At 73.4% G+C, this 18,167-nt stretch carries 17 protein-coding genes; 9 read left to right on the top strand and 8 right to left on the bottom strand.

The window, feature by feature from the left end; genetic code table 11:
* Nucleotides 1-161: 161 nt before the first annotated feature.
* Nucleotides 162-398, bottom strand: coding sequence for a hypothetical protein (locus ACIO9K_RS04800; protein WP_063348632.1), 237 nt, complete (start codon nt 396-398; stop codon nt 162-164).
* A 165-nt stretch (nt 399-563) separates the two neighbouring features.
* On the opposite strand from ACIO9K_RS04800, the gene upp reads away from it, so the two are divergent.
* Entirely contained in the window at nt 564-1,199 is a 636-nt protein-coding gene (gene upp, locus ACIO9K_RS04795) for a uracil phosphoribosyltransferase (RefSeq protein ID WP_350876411.1), read from the top strand.
* 74 nt (nt 1,200-1,273) lie between these two features.
* Here upp and ACIO9K_RS04790 read toward each other — a convergent pair whose 3' ends face one another.
* Both ACIO9K_RS04790 and ACIO9K_RS04785 read right to left on the bottom strand, forming a co-directional pair.
* Nucleotides 1,274-1,954, bottom strand: a complete 681-nt coding sequence (locus ACIO9K_RS04790; protein ID WP_363619530.1) for a LytR C-terminal domain-containing protein — start codon at nt 1,952-1,954, stop codon at nt 1,274-1,276.
* Between the two features lie 253 nt (nt 1,955-2,207).
* The gene (locus tag ACIO9K_RS04785) at nt 2,208-2,504 is read right to left on the bottom strand and encodes a type II toxin-antitoxin system VapB family antitoxin (protein ID WP_063348635.1); all 297 of its coding nucleotides are present in this window, start codon (nt 2,502-2,504) and stop codon (nt 2,208-2,210) included.
* Nucleotides 2,505-2,706: 202 nt separating this feature from the next.
* Here ACIO9K_RS04785 and ACIO9K_RS04780 point away from each other — a divergent pair, with 202 nt between their 5' ends.
* Complete coding sequence (locus ACIO9K_RS04780) at nt 2,707-4,272, top strand: helicase HerA-like domain-containing protein (protein WP_400327117.1); 1,566 nt, start codon at nt 2,707-2,709, stop codon at nt 4,270-4,272.
* A gap of 31 nt (nt 4,273-4,303) precedes the next feature.
* Here the strand turns inward: ACIO9K_RS04780 and ACIO9K_RS04775 are convergent, their stop codons facing one another.
* Entirely contained in the window at nt 4,304-5,470 is a 1,167-nt protein-coding gene (locus tag ACIO9K_RS04775) for a hypothetical protein (RefSeq protein WP_400327115.1), read from the bottom strand.
* Nucleotides 5,471-5,738: 268 nt separating this feature from the next.
* Here ACIO9K_RS04775 and ACIO9K_RS04770 point away from each other — a divergent pair, with 268 nt between their 5' ends.
* Entirely contained in the window at nt 5,739-6,257 is a 519-nt protein-coding gene (locus tag ACIO9K_RS04770) for a YbhB/YbcL family Raf kinase inhibitor-like protein (RefSeq protein ID WP_363619502.1), read from the top strand.
* Nucleotides 6,258-6,631: 374 nt separating this feature from the next.
* On the opposite strand, the gene ACIO9K_RS04765 is transcribed toward ACIO9K_RS04770, so the two are convergent.
* The gene (locus tag ACIO9K_RS04765; RefSeq protein ID WP_400327501.1) at nt 6,632-7,597 is read right to left on the bottom strand and encodes a helix-turn-helix transcriptional regulator; all 966 of its coding nucleotides are present in this window, start codon (nt 7,595-7,597) and stop codon (nt 6,632-6,634) included.
* A 132-nt stretch (nt 7,598-7,729) separates the two neighbouring features.
* Here ACIO9K_RS04765 and ACIO9K_RS04760 point away from each other — a divergent pair, with 132 nt between their 5' ends.
* Complete coding sequence (locus ACIO9K_RS04760) at nt 7,730-9,250, top strand: MFS transporter (RefSeq protein WP_363619503.1); 1,521 nt, start codon at nt 7,730-7,732, stop codon at nt 9,248-9,250.
* 129 nt (nt 9,251-9,379) lie between these two features.
* Here ACIO9K_RS04760 and ACIO9K_RS04755 read toward each other — a convergent pair whose 3' ends face one another.
* The gene (locus tag ACIO9K_RS04755) at nt 9,380-10,015 is read right to left on the bottom strand and encodes an HhH-GPD-type base excision DNA repair protein (RefSeq protein WP_350876398.1); all 636 of its coding nucleotides are present in this window, start codon (nt 10,013-10,015) and stop codon (nt 9,380-9,382) included.
* 345 nt (nt 10,016-10,360) lie between these two features.
* On the opposite strand from ACIO9K_RS04755, the gene ACIO9K_RS04750 reads away from it, so the two are divergent.
* Entirely contained in the window at nt 10,361-12,763 is a 2,403-nt protein-coding gene (locus ACIO9K_RS04750) for a germacradienol/geosmin synthase (RefSeq protein WP_400327112.1), read from the top strand.
* A 139-nt stretch (nt 12,764-12,902) separates the two neighbouring features.
* Entirely contained in the window at nt 12,903-13,700 is a 798-nt protein-coding gene (locus tag ACIO9K_RS04745) for a VOC family protein (RefSeq protein WP_400327110.1), read from the top strand.
* Nucleotides 13,701-13,857: 157 nt separating this feature from the next.
* Here the strand turns inward: ACIO9K_RS04745 and ACIO9K_RS04740 are convergent, their stop codons facing one another.
* On the bottom strand, nt 13,858-14,544 hold the full coding sequence (locus ACIO9K_RS04740) for a winged helix-turn-helix domain-containing protein (protein ID WP_363619506.1): 687 nt from the start codon (nt 14,542-14,544) through the stop codon (nt 13,858-13,860).
* Nucleotides 14,545-14,609: 65 nt separating this feature from the next.
* On the opposite strand from ACIO9K_RS04740, the gene ACIO9K_RS04735 reads away from it, so the two are divergent.
* On the top strand, nt 14,610-14,771 hold the full coding sequence (locus ACIO9K_RS04735; RefSeq protein ID WP_400327108.1) for a hypothetical protein: 162 nt from the start codon (nt 14,610-14,612) through the stop codon (nt 14,769-14,771).
* The gene (locus ACIO9K_RS04730) at nt 14,768-15,541 is read left to right on the top strand and encodes an isocitrate lyase/phosphoenolpyruvate mutase family protein (protein ID WP_400327106.1); all 774 of its coding nucleotides are present in this window, start codon (nt 14,768-14,770) and stop codon (nt 15,539-15,541) included. The genes ACIO9K_RS04735 and ACIO9K_RS04730 overlap by 4 nt, the downstream gene beginning before the upstream one ends.
* Nucleotides 15,542-15,548: 7 nt before the next feature.
* Here ACIO9K_RS04730 and ACIO9K_RS04725 read toward each other — a convergent pair whose 3' ends face one another.
* Nucleotides 15,549-16,301 (bottom strand): TetR/AcrR family transcriptional regulator C-terminal domain-containing protein, encoded by a 753-nt coding sequence (locus ACIO9K_RS04725; protein ID WP_363619509.1) that lies wholly within the window; start codon nt 16,299-16,301, stop codon nt 15,549-15,551.
* A 233-nt stretch (nt 16,302-16,534) separates the two neighbouring features.
* On the opposite strand from ACIO9K_RS04725, the gene ACIO9K_RS04720 reads away from it, so the two are divergent.
* Nucleotides 16,535-18,070, top strand: a complete 1,536-nt coding sequence (locus ACIO9K_RS04720) for an MFS transporter (RefSeq protein ID WP_400327103.1) — start codon at nt 16,535-16,537, stop codon at nt 18,068-18,070.
* Nucleotides 18,071-18,167: the final 97 nt, after the last annotated feature.

The following is an 18,167-nucleotide window of genomic DNA, read 5'->3' as shown; positions in this document are numbered from 1 at the left end:
GTTCGGCAGCGCGTCTTTGCAGGTCGTGTCGGAAGGTCCGGCCGGCGGCCGGTGTGGCGCCGGCGCCACCGCCCGGGGCCCGTCGGATCCGGACCAGCCGGTCGGCGGAGCTGCGGGGGGAGCCGCGGGGGGAGCCGCGCCGGAACCGCTTCGGATCCTCGTCAGATCCGGAAGGTTCGCATTCGCATGGCTTCGCGCATCCGCCGTTCCTTGGTCCGCCGGGGCTGGACCCGCTCCCGGAGCTCGCGGGCCTCGGTGAGCTCGCGCAGGAAGACGGCCCGCCGCCTGCGGCGGTCCGCCTCGGTCTCCGGGGGGTCCTGTGGCGGGCCGGGGCGATTGCCCGACCGGCCTGCGGGCTCGTCCGCCGAGCCGTCCCCGGCGTTCGGGTTGCTCGTCATAAGACGTGACATTCCCAGATCAGCCCGGTTGATACCACAGGAGGCGCTTCCGTCCGGACATTCGCGGGGCGCCACGGCGCGGCACGGCCGGGTGCACCCCGGCGACGGGGGCGGTCGGCACGCGGCGAGTCGTACAGGCGTCCAGACCCGGGCTAACCTCGATACATGCGTCTCCACGTCGTCGACCACCCCCTGGTGGCCCACAAGCTCTCCACCCTGCGCGACGAGCGCACCGACTCGCCGACCTTCCGTCGCCTGACCGACGAGCTGGTGACCCTCCTCGCCTACGAGGCCACCCGGGACGTCCGCACCGACGAGGTGGAGATCACCACCCCCGTGGCGGTCACGCTCGGCACCCGCCTCAGCTACCCCCGCCCCCTGGTCGTGCCGATCCTGCGCGCCGGTCTCGGCATGCTGGACGGGATGACCCGACTGCTGCCGACCGCCGAGGTCGGCTTCCTCGGCATGGTGCGCAACGAGGAGACCCTGGAGGCCTCCACCTACGCCACCCGGATGCCGGACGACCTCTCCGGCCGCCAGGTCTACGTGCTCGACCCGATGCTGGCCACCGGCGGCACCCTCGTCGCGGCGATCAAGATGCTGATCGAGCGCGGCGCCACCGACGTCACCGCCGTGGTGCTGCTGGCCGCCCCCGAGGGCGTCGAGGTGATGAAGCGCGAGCTGGCCGGCCTGCCGGTCACCGTCGTCACCGCCGCCCTGGACGAGCGGCTCAACGAGAACGGCTACATCGTGCCCGGCCTCGGCGACGCGGGCGACCGCCTGTACGGCACTGCCGGCTGAGCGAATCCCCCGAACGGACGAGAGCCCCCCGGCGCGCTGCCGGGGGGCTCTCCTGTTGCGCCGGACGACCGGCCTCAGCAGCTGCCGGTGGCGGTCGGGGTGGGGGACGGCTTGGTCGCGAGGGCGAGGGCGGCGGCCGCCTGGGTCTCGTCCAGCAGGGCGTTGTAGCTGTCGCCGACCACGAAGTCCACGGTGCCGTCGGTGCGGGCGTCGGCGGTGGTGGTGGCGCCGGCGATCTGCGAGCCGAGCAGGGTGGCGGCGCCGGCGCCGGCCGGGCCGGCGATCACCTGGGCGGTGCCGGGCACCTTCTTGTCCAGTTCGGCCGGGGCGTTGCCGACCTTGCCGATGGTGAAGCCGCGCTTCTTGAGCTCCTCGGCGGTCCGGCCGGCCAGGCCGCCCTTGGTGGTGGCGTTGTAGACGTTCACCGTGACGCCGGCCGGCTGCGGGATCGCGTGCGGGTCGCCCGGGGCGGCGGGGGCGCCGGAGTCGGTGGGCGCACCGGGCGTGGCGCCCGGGGAGGGGGCGGCCAGCGGCTTGCCCGACGGGGTCACGCAGGCCTGGGCGGAGGAGTTCTTGTTCTTCCCGCTGAAGATGTCGTAGAGCTGGACGCCGCCGAGGCCGATCAGGGCCAGGGCGAGCAGGCTCGCGAGCCCGGAGATCACCTTGCGGCTCTTCCTCGGGGGCCGGCCGAGTCGTGGATAGGCGTTGCCGGTGACGCGGTACTGCTTCCCCTTGAGGCCTTGGGGAGTCAACATGCTCACGGTTTGTCTCCCCCTCGTGCCAGGGCGGGGTCGGGATGACGGATCGGCTGGTGCGGGTGGATCCCGTGGTGCGGGCGGATCCCCTGGTCGCGGCCGTAGTCAGCAGCGTAGTGCCGTCAGACCGCGAAGGTACTAAATGATCATCATCTGGAGTACGCCGGTACCCGAAAGGAGGTACCCGGGTACGCGCGGACCGCCCTCCGCCGGATGGCGAGGGGGCGGTCCAGGAGCCCGTGCAGAGGGTCCGTCATTCCATTTCGAGGACCCGGGCGTGCAGCACCTGGCGCTGCTGCAGCGCGGCCCGCACCGCCCGGTGCAGTCCGTCCTCCAGGTACAGGTCGCCGCGCCACTTCACCACGTGCGCGAAGAGGTCCCCGTAGAAGGTCGAGTCCTCGGCGAGCAGGGTTTCGAGGTCGAGTTGCCCCTTGGTGGTCACCAGCTGGTCGAGCCGCACCGGGCGTGGGGCGACGTCAGCCCACTGGCGGGTGCTCGTCCGGCCGTGATCCGGGTACGGCCGCCCATTGCCGATGCGCTTGAAGATCACACGGAAAGCCTACCGTTTGGGCGGCGGATGGCGCAGCCGCCGCGACGCCGCCACGCGCTCGGGTGTGAGCTGCGGGAGGGCGATTGCGGCTGTTTGATGGGAAATGTCGCGAACATCGCCCGGTTCCGATCGGGACACGGCCCGCCCGGGACCGGGTTCCGGGCCCGCCCCGCCTCCCCGCACCGCCCAGGAGAGTGCCCCGATGTCCTCCGCCCCCACCCCGCCGGCCGTCCGGGAGATCGCCGACGGGTACGCCTTCACCGGGCCCGCCCTCGACCTCGGCGCGGTGCTGCTGGACGGCACCGCCTACCCGGACGCCCAGGTGCGCATCCCGCTCGGGGTGCTCAACCGGCACGGGCTGGTCGCCGGCGCCACCGGCACCGGCAAGACCAAGACCCTCCAGCTGATCGCCGAACAGCTCTCCGCCCAGGGCGTGCCGGTGTTCCTCGCCGACGTCAAGGGGGACGTCTCCGGCGTCGCCGCGCCCGGCGCGCCGAGCGAGCGCACCGCCGCCCGCGCGGCCGAGGTCGGGCAGCAGTGGACCCCGCAGGGCTGCCCGGTCGAGTTCTACTCGCTCGGCGGCCAGGGCGCCGGGATCCCGATCCGCGCCACCGTCACCAGCTTCGGGCCGCTGCTGCTCGCCAAGGTGCTCGACCTGAACGAGACCCAGGAGTCCTCGCTCAGCCTGGTGTTCCACTACGCCGACACCAAGGGCCTGGAGCTGTACGACCTCAAGGACCTCACCGCCGTCATCGCCTTCCTCGCCTCGCCCGAGGGCAAGGAGGAGCTGAGGACCATCGGCGGCCTCTCGTCGGCCACCGCCGGGGTGATCCTGCGCGCGCTCACCGTGCTGGAGAACGAGGGCGCCGGGGCGTTCTTCGGCGAGCCCGAGTTCGACACCGCCGAACTGCTGCGGACCGCCCCGGACGGCCGGGGCGTCGTCTCGGTGCTGGAACTGCCCGCCGTCCAGGACCGGCCGCGGCTGTTCTCCACCTTCCTGATGTGGCTGCTCGCCGACCTCTACCAGGAACTGCCCGAGATCGGCGACCTGGACAAGCCCAAGCTGGTGTTCTTCTTCGACGAGGCGCACCTGCTGTTCAAGGGCGCCTCCAAGGCCTTCCTGGAGGCCATCACCCAGACCGTCCGGCTGATCCGCTCGAAGGCCGTGGGCATCTTCTTCGTCACCCAATCCCCGCGCGACGTCCCCTCCGACGTGCTCGCGCAGCTGGGCAACCGGGTGCAGCACGCGCTGCGCGCCTTCACCCCGGACGACGCCAAGGCGCTCAAGGCCACCGTCTCGACCTTCCCGCGCTCCTCCTACGACCTCGGCGCGGTGCTCACCTCGCTCGGCACCGGCGAGGCCGTGGTGACCGTGCTCTCCGAGAAGGGCGCGCCGACGCCGGTCGCGGCCACCCGGCTGCGGGCGCCGCAGTCCCTGATGGGGCCGATCGAGGTGGGCGCGCTGCGGGCCGTCGTCGACGCCTCGCCGCTGACGGCGCGCTACCGGGACGCGATCGACCGGGAGTCGGCGTACGAGAAGCTGGCGGCGCGGGCGGCGCGGGCGCCCAGGCCGGAGGCCGCCGCACCGGCCAGGGCGCCGAAGGAGCGGGAGCCCGCCCCGCGGCGGGAGGAGCCGAAGGGGGCGGGCGGGCTGCTCGATTCGCTGCTCAGCAACCCGACGGTGAAGTCCCTGGCGCGTTCGGCCGGGAAGCAGCTCGGGCAGGAGATCTCGCGCAGCCTGTTCGGGACGTCCAAGCGGCGGCGGTAGCGGCCGGGCCCCGGACGGTGGGGGTGGGCGCCTAGCCGGCCAGGGCGGCGCCGATCCGGTCGAGCGAGGACAGCCGCATCAGGCCGTAGTTGTAGAACTCGACCTCGGGGACGCCCAGTTCGCGCAGGGTGGCGATCTTGGCGGCGAGGTTCGCCGGACCGTCGCAGTCCGAGGCCATCGGCCGCAGGATCACCGCCATGTCCTGGGGGCGGACGCCGTGCAGGGCGAACGCGGCGACCTTCTCCCGGACGGCCTCCGGGGTCTTCGCGTAGCCGAGCGTCTCGATCTGGTCGGTCGCCTCGGCGAGCGCGGGCAGGTCGATGCCGGACAGCCAGCCCTTGCCCGGGCCGGCGCCGTCCATGAAGCTCAGCCGCATGCCGTGGCGCCTGGCCTCCTCGGTCAGTTCGGCGGCCAGCGTGGTGACGGTGGCGGTGGCGGCGTCCAGGTAGGCGGCCAGGGCGCCGTCCGCGAGCGCGCTCAGGTCCGCAGGTTCGGCGGCGGCCGCCTCGTCGGCCAGCCGGCGGCGTAGCTCGGTGCGGACGGCCTCCGCGACCTCCTCCGCCGGGACGCCCGCGCGGGTGGCGGCGGCGCGGCAGTGCGGGCAGAAGCAGATGCCGAGCAGCGCCTCGGCGCCCGCGCCCAGCTCCTCGAAGTAGCGCTCGTGGTGGTAGCCGTGGCGCAGCCCGTGGAAGTGCAGGGACTCGGCCCGGATCGAGTCCACGCCGTACCGGGCCAGCTCGGTGACCAGGGTCCGTGCGTACTCCCGGACCTCCGGGTGGGCCGGGCAGAGCTCGGTGAGGTGGCGGTCGCCGAAGGCGTTGGCCGGGGCGCAGTCCGGGTGGGCGAAGCCGAGCCGGTCGTTGTGGCAGAACACCGTCCAGGCGTGCAGCTTCAGCCCCCGGCGGCGGGTCTCGGCGGCGGCCTCGGCGAAGGGGTCGCGGTCGCCGATCGCGGTGGAGGGCACGGGCGCCAGCCGACGGCCCTGCCAGCGGGCCGGATCGGGGCGGAAGTAGGCCGCGCCCGGCTCCAGGTAGCGGATCACCCGGCGGGGGTTGTGCGGGAAGACGTCCCGGGCCTCGTGGTAGACCGAGGCGAGGGTGACGCCGCCGACCCCGGCGCGGTCGGTGAGGTTGCCGAAGAAGGTGTCGGCGCCCTCGTCGAGCAGGTCGGTGGCGAAGGCGAGGACGGACGACTCCACGGTGCGGCTCCGGAGCTGGGGGCGGGTGCGCTGTCCACGCTAGCCGCAGGCGCCTGATTGGTCTATACCTGGCAATTCGAGCGGACCGGGCCCGAACGAGGGGCGGCCGGATCGGGGCGGCCGGACCGGACGGGCCCCCACTACAGTGAGCCGTGTCCGTCAGGCCGTGTCCGACAGCGCGTGTCCGACAGTGCGTGCCCGTCGGACCGTGTCCTTCAACGTCCTTCAGCCCGAGGCCGTGCACGGCCCGTTGAGAGGTGACCACCCCATGAGCGTTCGCCCGCCGCTGCCGTACGACTTCCTGCCGCAGGTGCCGTCCTTCCCGCTGACCAGCCAGGACATCACCGACGGCGGCACACTGGCCGGGGAGTTCAGCCACGCCGGAGGCAACCGGTCGCCGCAGCTGGCCTGGTCGGGCCTGCCCGAGGGCACCCGGAGCATCGCCGTCACCTGCTACGACCCGGACGCGCCCACCGGCTCCGGCTGGTGGCACTGGCTCGCCCTCGACCTGCCCGCCGACACGGTCGAACTGCCGCGCGGCGCCGGCTCCTCGGACGACGACCTGCCCGGCGCGGCCTCCTTCCACGGCCGCAACGACTTCCCCGGCCACCAGTACGACGGCGCCGCCCCGCCGCCCGGCGCCCCGCACCGGTACGTGTTCGCGGTGCACGCCCTGGACGTCGAGAAGCTGGACGTCTCCGCCGACACCCCGGCGGCCCAGATCGGCTTCCACCTGACCTTCCACACGCTGGGGCGGGCGCTGCTCACCGCCGAGTACGGGGTCTGAGCACGGGGGCCACGATCCGGTCGAGGTCCGGCGGCTGCCCGAGGAGGACCGGTCGGCCGGTCGCAGGGCCGTGGCCTGGACGGTCGGGCCGGCCGGGGAACCGGCCCTCCTGGTGGCGCCGGAGCAGCACCTGGCGCCGGCCGGATCCTGGCCGCCGGTCCGGCTGCCGGTCGGCTTCGCGGTCCACGGCGGTCAGGGCGTCTCCTTGGCCAGTGGCGGGGAGTTGACCCGGTATCAGCTGATCGGCGAGGAGTGGAAGCAGACCCGGCGCCGGCAGCCGGGCGTGCCCGGCGCGCTCGACCGGGTGCGCGGGCGCACGGCCGGGTCGGCGCGCTGTGGTTCCGCACGGGGGACCGCTGGTACCGGATCGAGGCCTAACCGTCTGCGCGGGTGGCCCGGTCGGCGCGGGCGGCCAGGGCGCGCAGGTGGGTGATCAGCTCCGGGGGCTCGTGCACGTCGAACTCGCAGTCCAGCGTCAGCAGTCGCACCGCCGTCCACTCCAAGGAGTCCGTGCGGGAGCGCAGCCGACAGCGGTGCTCGTCGATCGGCTCGATCTCGGAGTCCCCCCGGTCGAAGTGCCGTCGGACGCTCGCGGCCGGGGCGTGCACGGTGGCGACCACGGCGCGGGCCGGTGACTGGCGGCGCAGCTTGCCCGCCACGTACGCGGCGGCGTCCTCGGCCGGGAGCGGGCGCGGGGTGAAGTGGGCGCCGGTGGCGCGGGGTTCGCTGAGCCGGTCGACGCGGAAGAGCCGCCAGTCGTCCCGGTCCAGGTCGTAGCCGACCAGGTACCAGCGGCGGCCGGCCGAGACCAGCCGCTCGGGTTCGACGTTGCGCCTGGTCTCGGCGCCGTCGCCGGCCCGGTAGGCGAAGCGCAGCCGTTCCCGGTTGGTGACGGCGCCGGCGAGCACGGTGAGGTCGTCCGGGTCGACGGTCGGGCCGTCGCCGGTGAGCAGCGGCACGGTGGCGGTGTTGAGCGCGCCCACCCGGTGCCGCAGGCGGCCCGGCAGCACCTGGAGCAGCTTGCCGAGGGCGCGGACCGAGGCCTCCTCGATGCCGACCACCGCGTGCCCGGCGGCCGCCCGCAGTCCGACCGCGATGGCGACGGCCTCGTCGTCGTCCAGCAGCAGCGGCGGCATCGCCGTCCCCGCGACCAGTCGGTAGCCGCCGACCGCGCCCATGGTGGCCTGCACCGGGTAGCCGAGGTCGCGCAGCCGGTCGATGTCGCGCCGGATCGTCCGGGGGCTGACGCCGAGCCGTTCGGCGAGTTCGCTGCCGGGCCACTCGCGCGGGGTCTGCAGCAGGGACAGCAGGTTCAGCAGCCGTGCGGGGGTGTCCGTCATGCCGTCCAGGATGCCGGACAACTGGGACAGGATCTGACCTACATGCCCCGTACCCTCGTGGACGTGCCGACGAGCAGTGCGAGCAGCGCGAGCAGGACGAGCAGGACGAGCAGGACGAATGAGGAGTACCGAATGAAGACCGCGGACGCGGACCGACGGAGGTGGATCGCGCTGGCGATCGTGATGGTCGCCTCCTTCATGGACCTGGTGGACGTCACCATCGTCAACATCGCCATCCCCAGCATCCAGGAGGACACCGGCGCCTCCTTCAGCGCCATCCAGTGGGTCACCGGCGGTTACGCGCTGGCCTTCGCGATCGGGCTGATCACCGGCGGCCGGCTGGGCGACATCTACGGCCGCAAGCGGCTGTTCCTGATCGGCATCGGCGGGTTCACCGTGGCGTCCGCGCTGTGCGGCCTGGCCTCCGGCCCCGAGATGCTGGTCGGGATGCGGGTGCTCCAGGGCGGCACGGCGGCCATGATGGTGCCGCAGGTGCTGTCGATCATCCACGCGACCTTCCCGGCGGAGGAGCGCGGCAAGGTGTTCGGCATGTTCGGAGCGGTGGTCGGGCTGGGCGCCGTCTCCGGGCCGCTGATCGGCGCGCTGCTCACCGAGTGGGACCTGTTCGGCCTGGCCTGGCGCCCGATCTTCCTGATCAACCTGCCGGTCGGCATCGCCGGGCTGCTGCTCGGGCGCCGCTTCATCGACGAGTCGAAGGCCGAGCGGGCGCTCAAGCTGGACCTGGTCGGGGTGGCGCTGGCGAGCGTCGGCCTGCTGATGCTGATCTACCCGCTGACGCACGGGCGGGAGGCCGGCTGGCCGCTCTGGGGCTACCTGTCGATGGCCGGCAGCCTGGTGGTGTTCGCGCTGTTCGTGGCGTACGAGAAGGCCAAGACGCGGCGGGACGGCTCGCCGCTGGTCGAGCTGTCGCTGTTCCGGGTGAAGAGCTTCGCGGCCGGTATCGGCGTGCAGCTGGCCTTCGGGGTGGTCTGCGGGATCTTCTTCCTGGTCTGGACGCTGTACATGCAGCTGGGCCTCGGCTGGAGCCCGCTCAAGGCCGGTTCCACCGGCATCCCGTTCTCGCTCGCCGTCTCGGCCGCGGCCGGGCTGTCCGTGCAGAAGCTGGTGCCCCGGTTCGGGCGCCGGGTGCTCCAGACCGGCGCGCTGGTGATGGCGGCGGGTGTGCTGACGTACATCTGGGAGGCGGACCGGTACGGGACGGCGATCGCGCCCTGGCAGATGGCGCTGCCACTGGTGGTGATGGGCCTGGGGATGGGCCTGATCGTCGCGCCGATCACCGACGCGATCCTGGCGGAGGTGCCGCGCGCGCACGCCGGTTCGGCGTCGGGGCTGATCAACACCGTCCAGCAGATGGGGAACGCGCTGGGGCTCGCGCTGGTGTCGGTGGCCTTCTTCGGGGCGATGGACGACGTGGTCGCGCCGGAGGCGATGGGCACCGCGTTCGGCGGGGCGTTCGTCCACGCGATGTGGTGGGTCGCGGGGGCGCTGCTGGTGGTGTTCCTGCTGATGTTCGCGCTGCCGCGGCGCAAGGCGGTCGCACAGGCCGACGCGGATGCGGCGGGCGCGGTGGACGCGCCGGCGACGGCGGGTGCGGCGGATCCGACGGACGAGCGGGAGCCCGTCCTGGCCTGACGGGCACGGGTGAGGGCCCCGGTCGCGCGGTGCGACCGGGGCCTTCGGCGCATCCTGGGAGGGCCAGGGACCGTACGGCGGTGGACTCCTCGGCGGCTCGGCAACGGCTCCCGGCCGGGCGATCGGCTTTCAGCGCGCCCCGGCCGTGCTCACCGCCGTCGTCCGGGGCGTGGTCTTCGCCGCGGACTTGGCCTCCTTCGCGGCGCGCTTCATCTCCTGCTTGAACTCCCGGACCAGGTCGAGGGATTCGGGCCCGGTGATGTCGGCGACCGAGCGGTGCGCGCCCTCCTCGCCGTACACGCCGGCCGCCTCGCGCCAGCCCTCCGGCCGCACGCCGTACTGCTTGCCGAGCAGGGCCAGGAAGATCTGCGACTTCTGTTTGCCGAAACCGGGCAGGGCGTTGAGGCGGCTGAGCAGCTCCTTGCCGGTGCGGGTGTCCTTCCAGAGCGCGGCGGCGTCGGCGTCGTACTGCGCCACCAGGAACTGGCAGAGCTGCTGGACCCGTTTGGCCATCGCGGCGGGGTAACGGTGCACGGCGGGCTTCGCGGACAGCAGGGCGACGAACTCCTCCGGGTTGTACACGGCGATCTCCCGTGCGTCCAGGTCGTTCCGTCCGAGCCGCTGGGCGATGGTCAGCGGACCGGTGAACGCCCATTCCATCGGCACCTGTTGGTCGAGCAACATGCCGACGAGCGCGGCCAGCGCACTCCGTCCGAGCAGTTCGTCGGCCTCGGGCTGCTGTGCGAGCCGGACGGTGACGTTCATGGGCTTGCCCTCCTCGGAGTTGACGTCGGGTCGGCGCCCAGTCTGGTGGACGGGGCGGGGGCGGGGGCGGTCAACACGCCCGTAGCAGGGGAAGTCTTGGAGTTCCAGGGCCTTGGCGTAGCTGGCTTGTTCGTTGGCGGAGCGACCGCCTGGGATGCCAGCTCCGGCGGTCGGGAGAGCCGGCGGAATACTTTTTGCCCGCTTCGGGTGGCGAGGAGGCGGGCGGCCCGGGCGGGCTGGAGGGAGGTAGGTCATCTTGTATGACTGTTTCTGTTGCGCCGGTGCGGCGACCTGCCGGCGGGTCATTCTTGGTGCAATCGACGCGTCCAGAAAGGCTCGCCCGCCGTGACCCAGCCGTTCGAACTGCCGTCCTTCTACGTGCCGCACCCGGCACGCCTCAACCCCCACCTGGACGAGGCCCGGGCCCATTCCTCCGTCTGGGCAAGGGAGATGGGCATGCTGGAGGGCTCCGGCATCTGGGACCAGGCCGACCTGGACGCCCACGACTACGGTCTGCTCTGCGCCTACACCCACCCCGACGCCTCCGCCGAGGCGCTCTCGCTGGTCACCGACTGGTACGTGTGGGTCTTCTTCTTCGACGACCACTTCCTCGACATGTTCAAGCGCACCAACGACCGCGAGGCCGGCAAGGCGCACCTCGACCGGCTGCCGCTGTTCATGCCGGCCGACCCGGCCACCCCGATGCCGGAGCCGGAGAACCCGGTCGAGGCGGGCCTGGCCGACCTGTGGCGGCGCACCGTGCCGGTGATGGGCGAGGACTGGCGGATCCGCTTCGCGGAGAGCACCCGCAACCTGCTCAACGAGTCGCTCTGGGAGCTCGCCAACATCAACGCCGGCCGGGTCTCCAACCCGGTCGAGTACATCGAGATGCGCCGCAAGGTGGGCGGTGCGCCCTGGTCCGCCCAACTGGTGGAGTACGCGGCCGGCGCCGAGGTCCCGAAGGAGGTCTCCGGCTCGCGCGCGCTGCGGGTGCTGATGGACGCCTTCTCGGACGGCGTGCACCTGCGCAACGACATCTTCTCCTACCAGCGGGAGGTGGAGGACGAGGGCGAGCTGAGCAACGGCATCCTGGTGCTGGAGAAGTTCCTGGAGTGCTCCACCCAGGAAGCCGCCGAGGCGGTCAACGACCTGCTCACCTCGCGGCTCCAGCAGTTCGAGAACACCGTGTTCACCGAACTGCCCGTGCTGTTCGCCGAGACCGGGCTCGCTCCCGAGGGCCGCGCCCGGGTGCTGGCGTACGTCAAGGGCCTCCAGGACTGGCAGTCCGGCGGCCACGAGTGGCACATGCGCTCCAGCCGGTACATGAACGGCGGTGGTGCGGCGGCCGGTTCGGGCGGCCGCGTCGCGGCGGGGACGGGCGGCGCGCTGCCCGGCACCGGCAACTGGTGGGACCCGTTCGCGATCGGCGGGGTGGGCACCTCGGCGCTTGACATCCTGCGCAGCGGGGCGATGGGCGGCGGTGGACCTGCGGCCGGTCCGGCCGGTTCGGGCGGCCCGGGCGGCGTCGGACCGGCCGTTCGGCGGGCCCGGTCGCACAGCCACGTGCCGTACCAGGCCGTCGGGCCGTCCCAACTGCCCGAGTTCAAGCTGCCGTTCGAGGCCACGCTGAGCCCGCACCTGGACGGCGCGCGGGACCGGGTGATCGAGTGGGCCGCGCGGATGGGCATGCTGGAGGAGCAGCCCGGCATCCCCGGATCCGGCATCTGGGACGCCGCGTCCATGCGGGACTACGACCTCCCGCTCTGCGCGGCCGGCATCCACCCGGACGCCACCGCCGACCAACTCGACGTCTCCTCCGCCTGGTTGGCCTGGGGCACCTGGGCCGACGACTACTACCCGGTGGTCTTCGGCCGCACCCGCGACCTGGCCGGCGCCAAGCTCGCCAACGAGCGGCTCCCGCTGTTCATGCCGGTGGACGGCAGCCCCGCGCCCGAGCCCGCCAACGCCCTGGAACGCGGACTCGCCGACATCTGGGAGCGCACCGCCGGCCCGATGACGGCCGACGCCCGGCGGAAGTTCCGCCAGACCGTCGAGGACATGACCGCGAGCTGGATCTGGGAGCTCAACAACCAGGTGCAGAACCGGATCCCGGACCCGGTGGACTACCTGGAGATGCGCCGCGCCACCTTCGGCTCCGACCTCACCATGAGCCTGTGCCGGCTCGCCCACGGCCAGGTCGTGCCGCCCGCGGTGTACGAGCACGGCTCGATGCGCTCGCTGGAGAACTCGGCCGCGGACTACGCGTGCATGATGAACGACCTGTTCTCGTACCAGAAGGAGATCGAGTACGAGGGCGAGGTGCACAACGCCGTCCTGGTGGTGCAGAACTTCTTCAACTGCGACTACCCGTCGGCGGTCCGGATCGTCGACGACCTGATGCACTCCCGGCTGGACCAGTTCCAGCACGTCGCGGGGAAGGAACTCCCCGTCCTGTACGACGACTTCGCGCTGGAGCCGGAGGCGAGGGAGCTGCTGGACGGGTACGTGGAGGAGCTGGAGAACTGGCTCGCGGGCATCCTGGTCTGGCACCGGGACTGCCGCCGGTACCGCGAGGAGGACCTGCTGCGGCACTTCGGCGCGGAGCGGGAGCTCAAGGCGGGGGCGGCGGTGAAGGAACTGCCCGGGCCCGCGGCCTTCCCGGTCGGCCCGACCGGCCTGGGCACGGCCTCGCTGCGCCTGCCGCGAGCCGGTGCGGCCCCGGCCGCCGGGGTGGCGGCCCTGGGCTGACCGGCGGGCGGACCAGCCCACGGCGCACCCGTGCGGGCCGATCCCGCGCGGGTGCGCCCGGTACTGGCTAGGGTGGCCGGACGGGGCCGGGTGCGCTCCGGATCGCGGGCGCACGTCGCCAGGCGAGAGGGCGGAAGAGATGGCAGCGCTACCTGAGGGCACGCCCTGTTGGGTCGACGCGATGTTCACCGATCCGGAGGGCGCGAAGGCGTTCTACGGTGACGTCCTGGGCTGGACCTTCGGCGAGAGCTCGTCGGAGTACGGCAACTACACGCAGGCGTACTCGGACGGCAAGGCGGTCGCCGCGATCGTGCCGTCGATGCCCGGCGCGCAGGCGCAGTCCGCCTGGTGCCTGTACCTCGCCTCGCCGGACGCCGCCGCCACCGCCGGGCGGATCCGCGCCAACGGCGGCGAGGTGGTCATGGGGCCGATGCAGATCGGCGACTTCGGCACCATGGTGATCGCCAGGGACCCGGGCGGGGTCGTGTTCGGCGTCTGGCAGGGCGACCGCCACCAGGGCTTCGAGAAGCAGGGCGAGCCCGGCGCGTACAGCTGGGCCGAGGTGGTGACCCGCGAGCCCGCGAAGGCGGACGCGTTCTTCCCCGCGGTCTTCCCGTTCGGCGTGAAGCGGATGGACGCCGAGGACTTCGACTACCGGATGTTCCAGGTCGACGGCCGACCCGTGCTGGGCCGGATGGGGGCGGAGGGCGACTTCCTACCGCCCGAGGCGCCCTCGTACGTGAGCGTGTACTTCGCGGTCGACGACACCGACGCCGCGCTCGAACGGCTGCGGGCGCGCGGCGGCACGGTGCACTTCGGGCCGATGGACAGCCCGTTCGGCCGGTTCGCCGCTGTCGGCGACCAGCAGGGCGCGGCCTTCGGGATCATCGACCTCGGCCGGACCTCGGGAGAGCCGCCCGAGGTGGCGGACGCCTGAGGGGGGGAGCGGGAGGAACTCGTCGAGCCGCTGGACGGGTACCGCGATCTGCCGCGCTGGACGGGGCGAAGTCGACGGGCTGAGGTCGCCCGGGGCTGAGGGGCGTCCGGTCCTGAGGTCCGGCTGATGCCGAGGCCCGCCCCGGCGGCCCGATCGCTCAGAGCTCGACGCCGAGCAGCTCGCGCAGTGCGCGGTCGCCGTCCGGGGTGACCCGCAGGGCCCGGCCGGAGCCGATCCGCTCCACCCAGGACCGGTCCAGCGCCGTCCGGCAGAGTGCCGCGCCCAGCGCCCCGCCGAGATGGCTGCGGCGCTCCGTCCAGTCCAGGCAACTGCGCACCACCGGGCGCCCGCCCCGGCGGCCCGCCCGCTCGGGCAGCTCGATCGCCTGCGCGGCCAGCCAGGCCCGGCCGCGCCCGGTGACGGCGAGCCCGGCGTCGTCGGTGAGCAGGCCGCGGGCGAGCAGCGCGTCCGCGACGGCCACGCCGAGGCGGCCGGCCAGGTGGTCGTAGCAGGTGCGGGCGCGGGCCTCGGCGCTCTGCCGGGTGGCCTCGCGCAGGCCGTGCGGGGTGGGCCGGTCACCCTGGTCGGCGAAGGCGGTGAGGTCCTCGATCAGGGTGGCGACCTCCGGGGTGGCCAGCCGGACGTACCGGTGCCGGCCCTGCCGCTCCTCGGCCAGCAGCCCGCCGGCGATCAGCCGCGACAGGTGCTCGCTGGCCGTGGACGGCGCGACGCCCGCGTGCCGGGCCAGCTCGCCGGCCGTCCAGGCGCGGCCGTCGAGCAGTGCGGTGCAGAACGCGGCGCGGGTGGGGTCGGCGAGCAGGGCGGCGAAGGCGGCGAGCGACATGCCTCCATGGTCGCCCCGGCACGGTTCGGCGCGGGCCGAAACGAGCCGGAGCCAGGATGGCCGGTATGGACGATCCCACGGTGTTCTCCCGCTGCGGCGAGGTGACCGCGGCCCCGGACGACTCGCCGGGCACCGGCTGGGGCTCGCGCCGACTCGTCCACCACGTCGTCGGGTCCGCGTTCTGCGCGGGCGCCGTCGGCGACCACTCCCCGGAGGTGACCCGATGACCCCCTTCGCCGCCCTGCACCACCGCCCCGGCCGGCCGCTGCTGCTGCCGAACGCCTGGGACCACGCCTCGGCCGTGGCGCTCGCCGCCGAGGGCTACGCCGCGATCGGCACCACCAGCCTGGGCGTGGCCGCCGCCGCCGGCCTGCCCGACGGCGTGGCCGTCACCCGCGCGGAGACCGTGCGGCTGGCCCGCCGGCTGGGCCGTAGCGGGTTCCTGCTGAGCGTGGACGCCGAGTCCGGGTTCAGTGACGATCCGGAGGAAGTCGCCTCCCTGGCCGTCGAGTTGGCTCAGGCCGGGGTGGTCGGCATCAACCTGGAGGACGGCCGGGCGGACGGCACCCTGGCGCCGTCCGCCGTCCTCGCGGCGAAGATCGCGGCGGTGAAGGTGGCCGTGCCGGAGCTCTTCGTGAACGCCCGTACCGACACCTGCTGGGCCGGGCGCCACGGCCCCGGGCCGGAGACGGTCCGCCGCCTGGAGGCCTATCAACAGGCGGGCGCGGACGGCGTGTTCGTCCCGGGGCTGGCCGATCCGGCCGCCATCGTGGCGCTGGTCGAACGGCTGGCCGCCCCGCTCAACGTTCTCTGGACGCCGGCCGGTCCGGGCTTCGCCGAGCTTGCCGCGCTGGGGGTGGCCCGGGTCAGCCTCGGCTCGCTGCTGTACCGCTCCGCGCTGGCGGCGGCGGTGGCCACGGCGGCGGCCGTCGGTGCGGGCGATGAGGTCGGTCCGGTGCCGGGCTACGCCGAGGTCCAGGAGCTGAGCAGGAAGTGACGATGCGTCATCTGCCGGGTCGGTCCTGCCGGGTGGCCTCGATGCCGGCCAGGATCAGTCGGACGCCGTTGGTGAAGCCGCTGTCGCGGCCGCCGTCGGTCGCTGAGCCGACCTCGGTGGTGTAGAGGTGGTGCAGGCGCGGGAAGTCCCGGGTGGCCTCGATGACGGCGGGCACGAGCTCGTCCATCCAGCCCTGCTCGTCCCGGCCCTGCCGGGCCAGCGCGCTCAGCCAGGCGGCCTCCACGCTGGCCGTCCCGATGACGTAGCCGAGCAGGGCCCCCATCGCGTCGTTGGCCTCCGTCGGGGTGAAGCCGGCCGCATCCAGGAAGGTGAGCAGGGCCTCGGAGAGGCGCATCCAGTTGGGCCCGAAGTAGACCAGCCCCAGGTCGCCGATCACCGACACCATCCACGGGTGGCGCAGGACGACCTCACGCGTGCTGGCCGCGCACTCGGCGAGGGTGGTGCGCCAGTCCGCCGGGTCCGTGTCGGTGACCGTGGGGATCCGGATCTTGCCGAACACCTCGTCGACGACCAGGGCGAGCAGTTCGTCCTTGTTGGCGACGTGGGTGTACATCGAGGTGGCGCCGGCGTTGAGGCGGGCGCCGAGCTTGCGCATGCTCAGGGCTTCGATGCCGTCGCTGTCCAGGATGGCCAGGGCCTCCGCGACGATCTGGGCCCGGCTGAGCGCCGGCTGCTCGCGCCGGGGGCGCTCGGGGCGGCTCCACGGTGTCCCGGGCGCGTCCTTCGACCTGGCCGGCATCCGGCCCTCCTCTCGGTCTTCGCCCGCCTGTGCTCGGCTCGGCTGCTCCGTTCAGCATAAGCCGCGCCGCACGCCGTACGGCGTTGCGAACACTGTGCGGTCTCCGTACAGTGTTCGGTGTCCGCACGGTGTGCGGAGCGAGGCGCGCCGCGGCCGTGGGGACGGACCGCGGTGCGCCCGCGAGGACTTTCGTCCGGCCGCGGCCGGCGCGCTCACTTCGAAGGGGGACCGCGGTGGACCGTCAGCCGCGCCGCTGGCTCATCCTGGTCGTGCTCTGTCTCAGCAGCCTGGTGCTGGTGGTCGACAACATGGTGCTCGCGGTGTCCATCCCGCAGATCGCGGCGGACCTCGGGGCCGGGGCCCAGGACATCCAGTGGATCATCGACTCGTACATCCTGGTCTTCGCCGGGCTGCTGCTCACCTCGGGCAGCCTCTCCGACCGGTTCGGCCGGCGGAAGGTGATGATCATCGGGCTGGTGCTGTTCGGCGCCGCCTCCCTGGTCGCGGCCGTCGCCGACAGCCCCGGCCAGCTCATCGCCGGACGCGTGCTGATGGGCGTGGGCGGAGCCCTGGTCATGCCGAGCACGCTCTCCATCCTGATCACCGTCTTCGACGCCGAGGAACGGCCCAAGGCGATCGCCGTGTGGAGCGCGGTGGCCATGATCGGCATGGTCGGCGGGCCGGTGCTCGGCGGCGCGCTGATCGCGCACTTCTGGTGGGGCGCGGTCTTCCTGCTCAACGTGCCGGTCACGGTGGTCGCCGTCATCGCGGCGGTCGTGCTGATGCCGGAGTCCAAGGGGCCGTGGCGTCGGCCCGACCTGCCCGGCATGGTGCTCTCGATGACCGGGATGACCGCGCTGGTCTGGTCGATCACCGTGCTGCCCCGGGACGGCCTCACCAGCCCCGGCACGCTCGGCCCGCTCGTCGTCGGGGTGTTCGCGCTGACCGGGTTCGTCGTCCGCCAGCTCCGGACCGACTCGCCGATGGTCCCGCTCAAGCTGTTCCGCAACCGGGTGTTCACCGGGGCCAGCTTCTCGCTCGTCCTGCTGACCTTCGCCACCGGCGGCCTGATGCTGGTCCTCACCCAGTACCTGCAGTTCGTGCTGAAGTTCTCGCCCGCCGACACCGGCCTGGCGTTCATCCCACTGGCCGTCGCCTCGCTGGTGTTCAACGCCGTCGGTGCCGCGCTCGGCAGGAAGGTCGCCCCGCGGGTGCTGACCTCGGTCGGCATGCTGGTCATCGCGGCCGGGTTCGGGCTGCTGGCCACGCTCTCGGTCGGCGACGGCTTCGTCAAGGTCGCCCTGGCCATGCTGGTGCTGGGCGCCGGCTCCGGCCTCGCGATGCCGGCCGCGTCCAACGCGCTGATGGGCGCGATCCCCGGCGAGCACGCCGGCGTCGGCTCCGCGCTCAACGACACCATCCAGCAGTCCGGTTCCGCGCTGGGCGTGGCCATCCTCGGCGCCGTCCTGTCCAGCACCTACACCGGCGCGATGCCCACCGACGCGCCCACGGCGGGGAAGCACGCGATCACCGACGCGCTCGCCCTCGCCGCGGGCACCGGGGACGGCGGACTGGCCGCCGCCGCCCGCGACGCGTTCAACACCGCGGCCTCCGTCACCTTCACGGCGGGCGGGATCTCCGTCCTGGCGGCCGCGGGGCTGACGCTGGTGCTGATGCGGGACGGCCGGAAGGCCGCTCCGGCGGCGGGCCCGGTGGAGGACGCGGTCGAGGGCGCGGCGGAGGCGGGGGTCGTCCAGCGGGTGGGCTGAGCCTGCCCGCCTCGGCCCTGCCTGCCTCGTGCGGCCGGGGCCGTCGGCGTGCCGCCGGTTTGTCGCCGCCCCCCGGCGACCCCCGGAGGCGGCGCGT

Source organism: Kitasatospora sp. NPDC087271, assembly GCF_044744605.1.
Classification (GTDB): domain Bacteria; phylum Actinomycetota; class Actinomycetes; order Streptomycetales; family Streptomycetaceae; genus Kitasatospora.
Note: the sequence above shows the minus strand (reverse complement) of the source record. Positions and strands in the feature narration are given on the sequence as shown.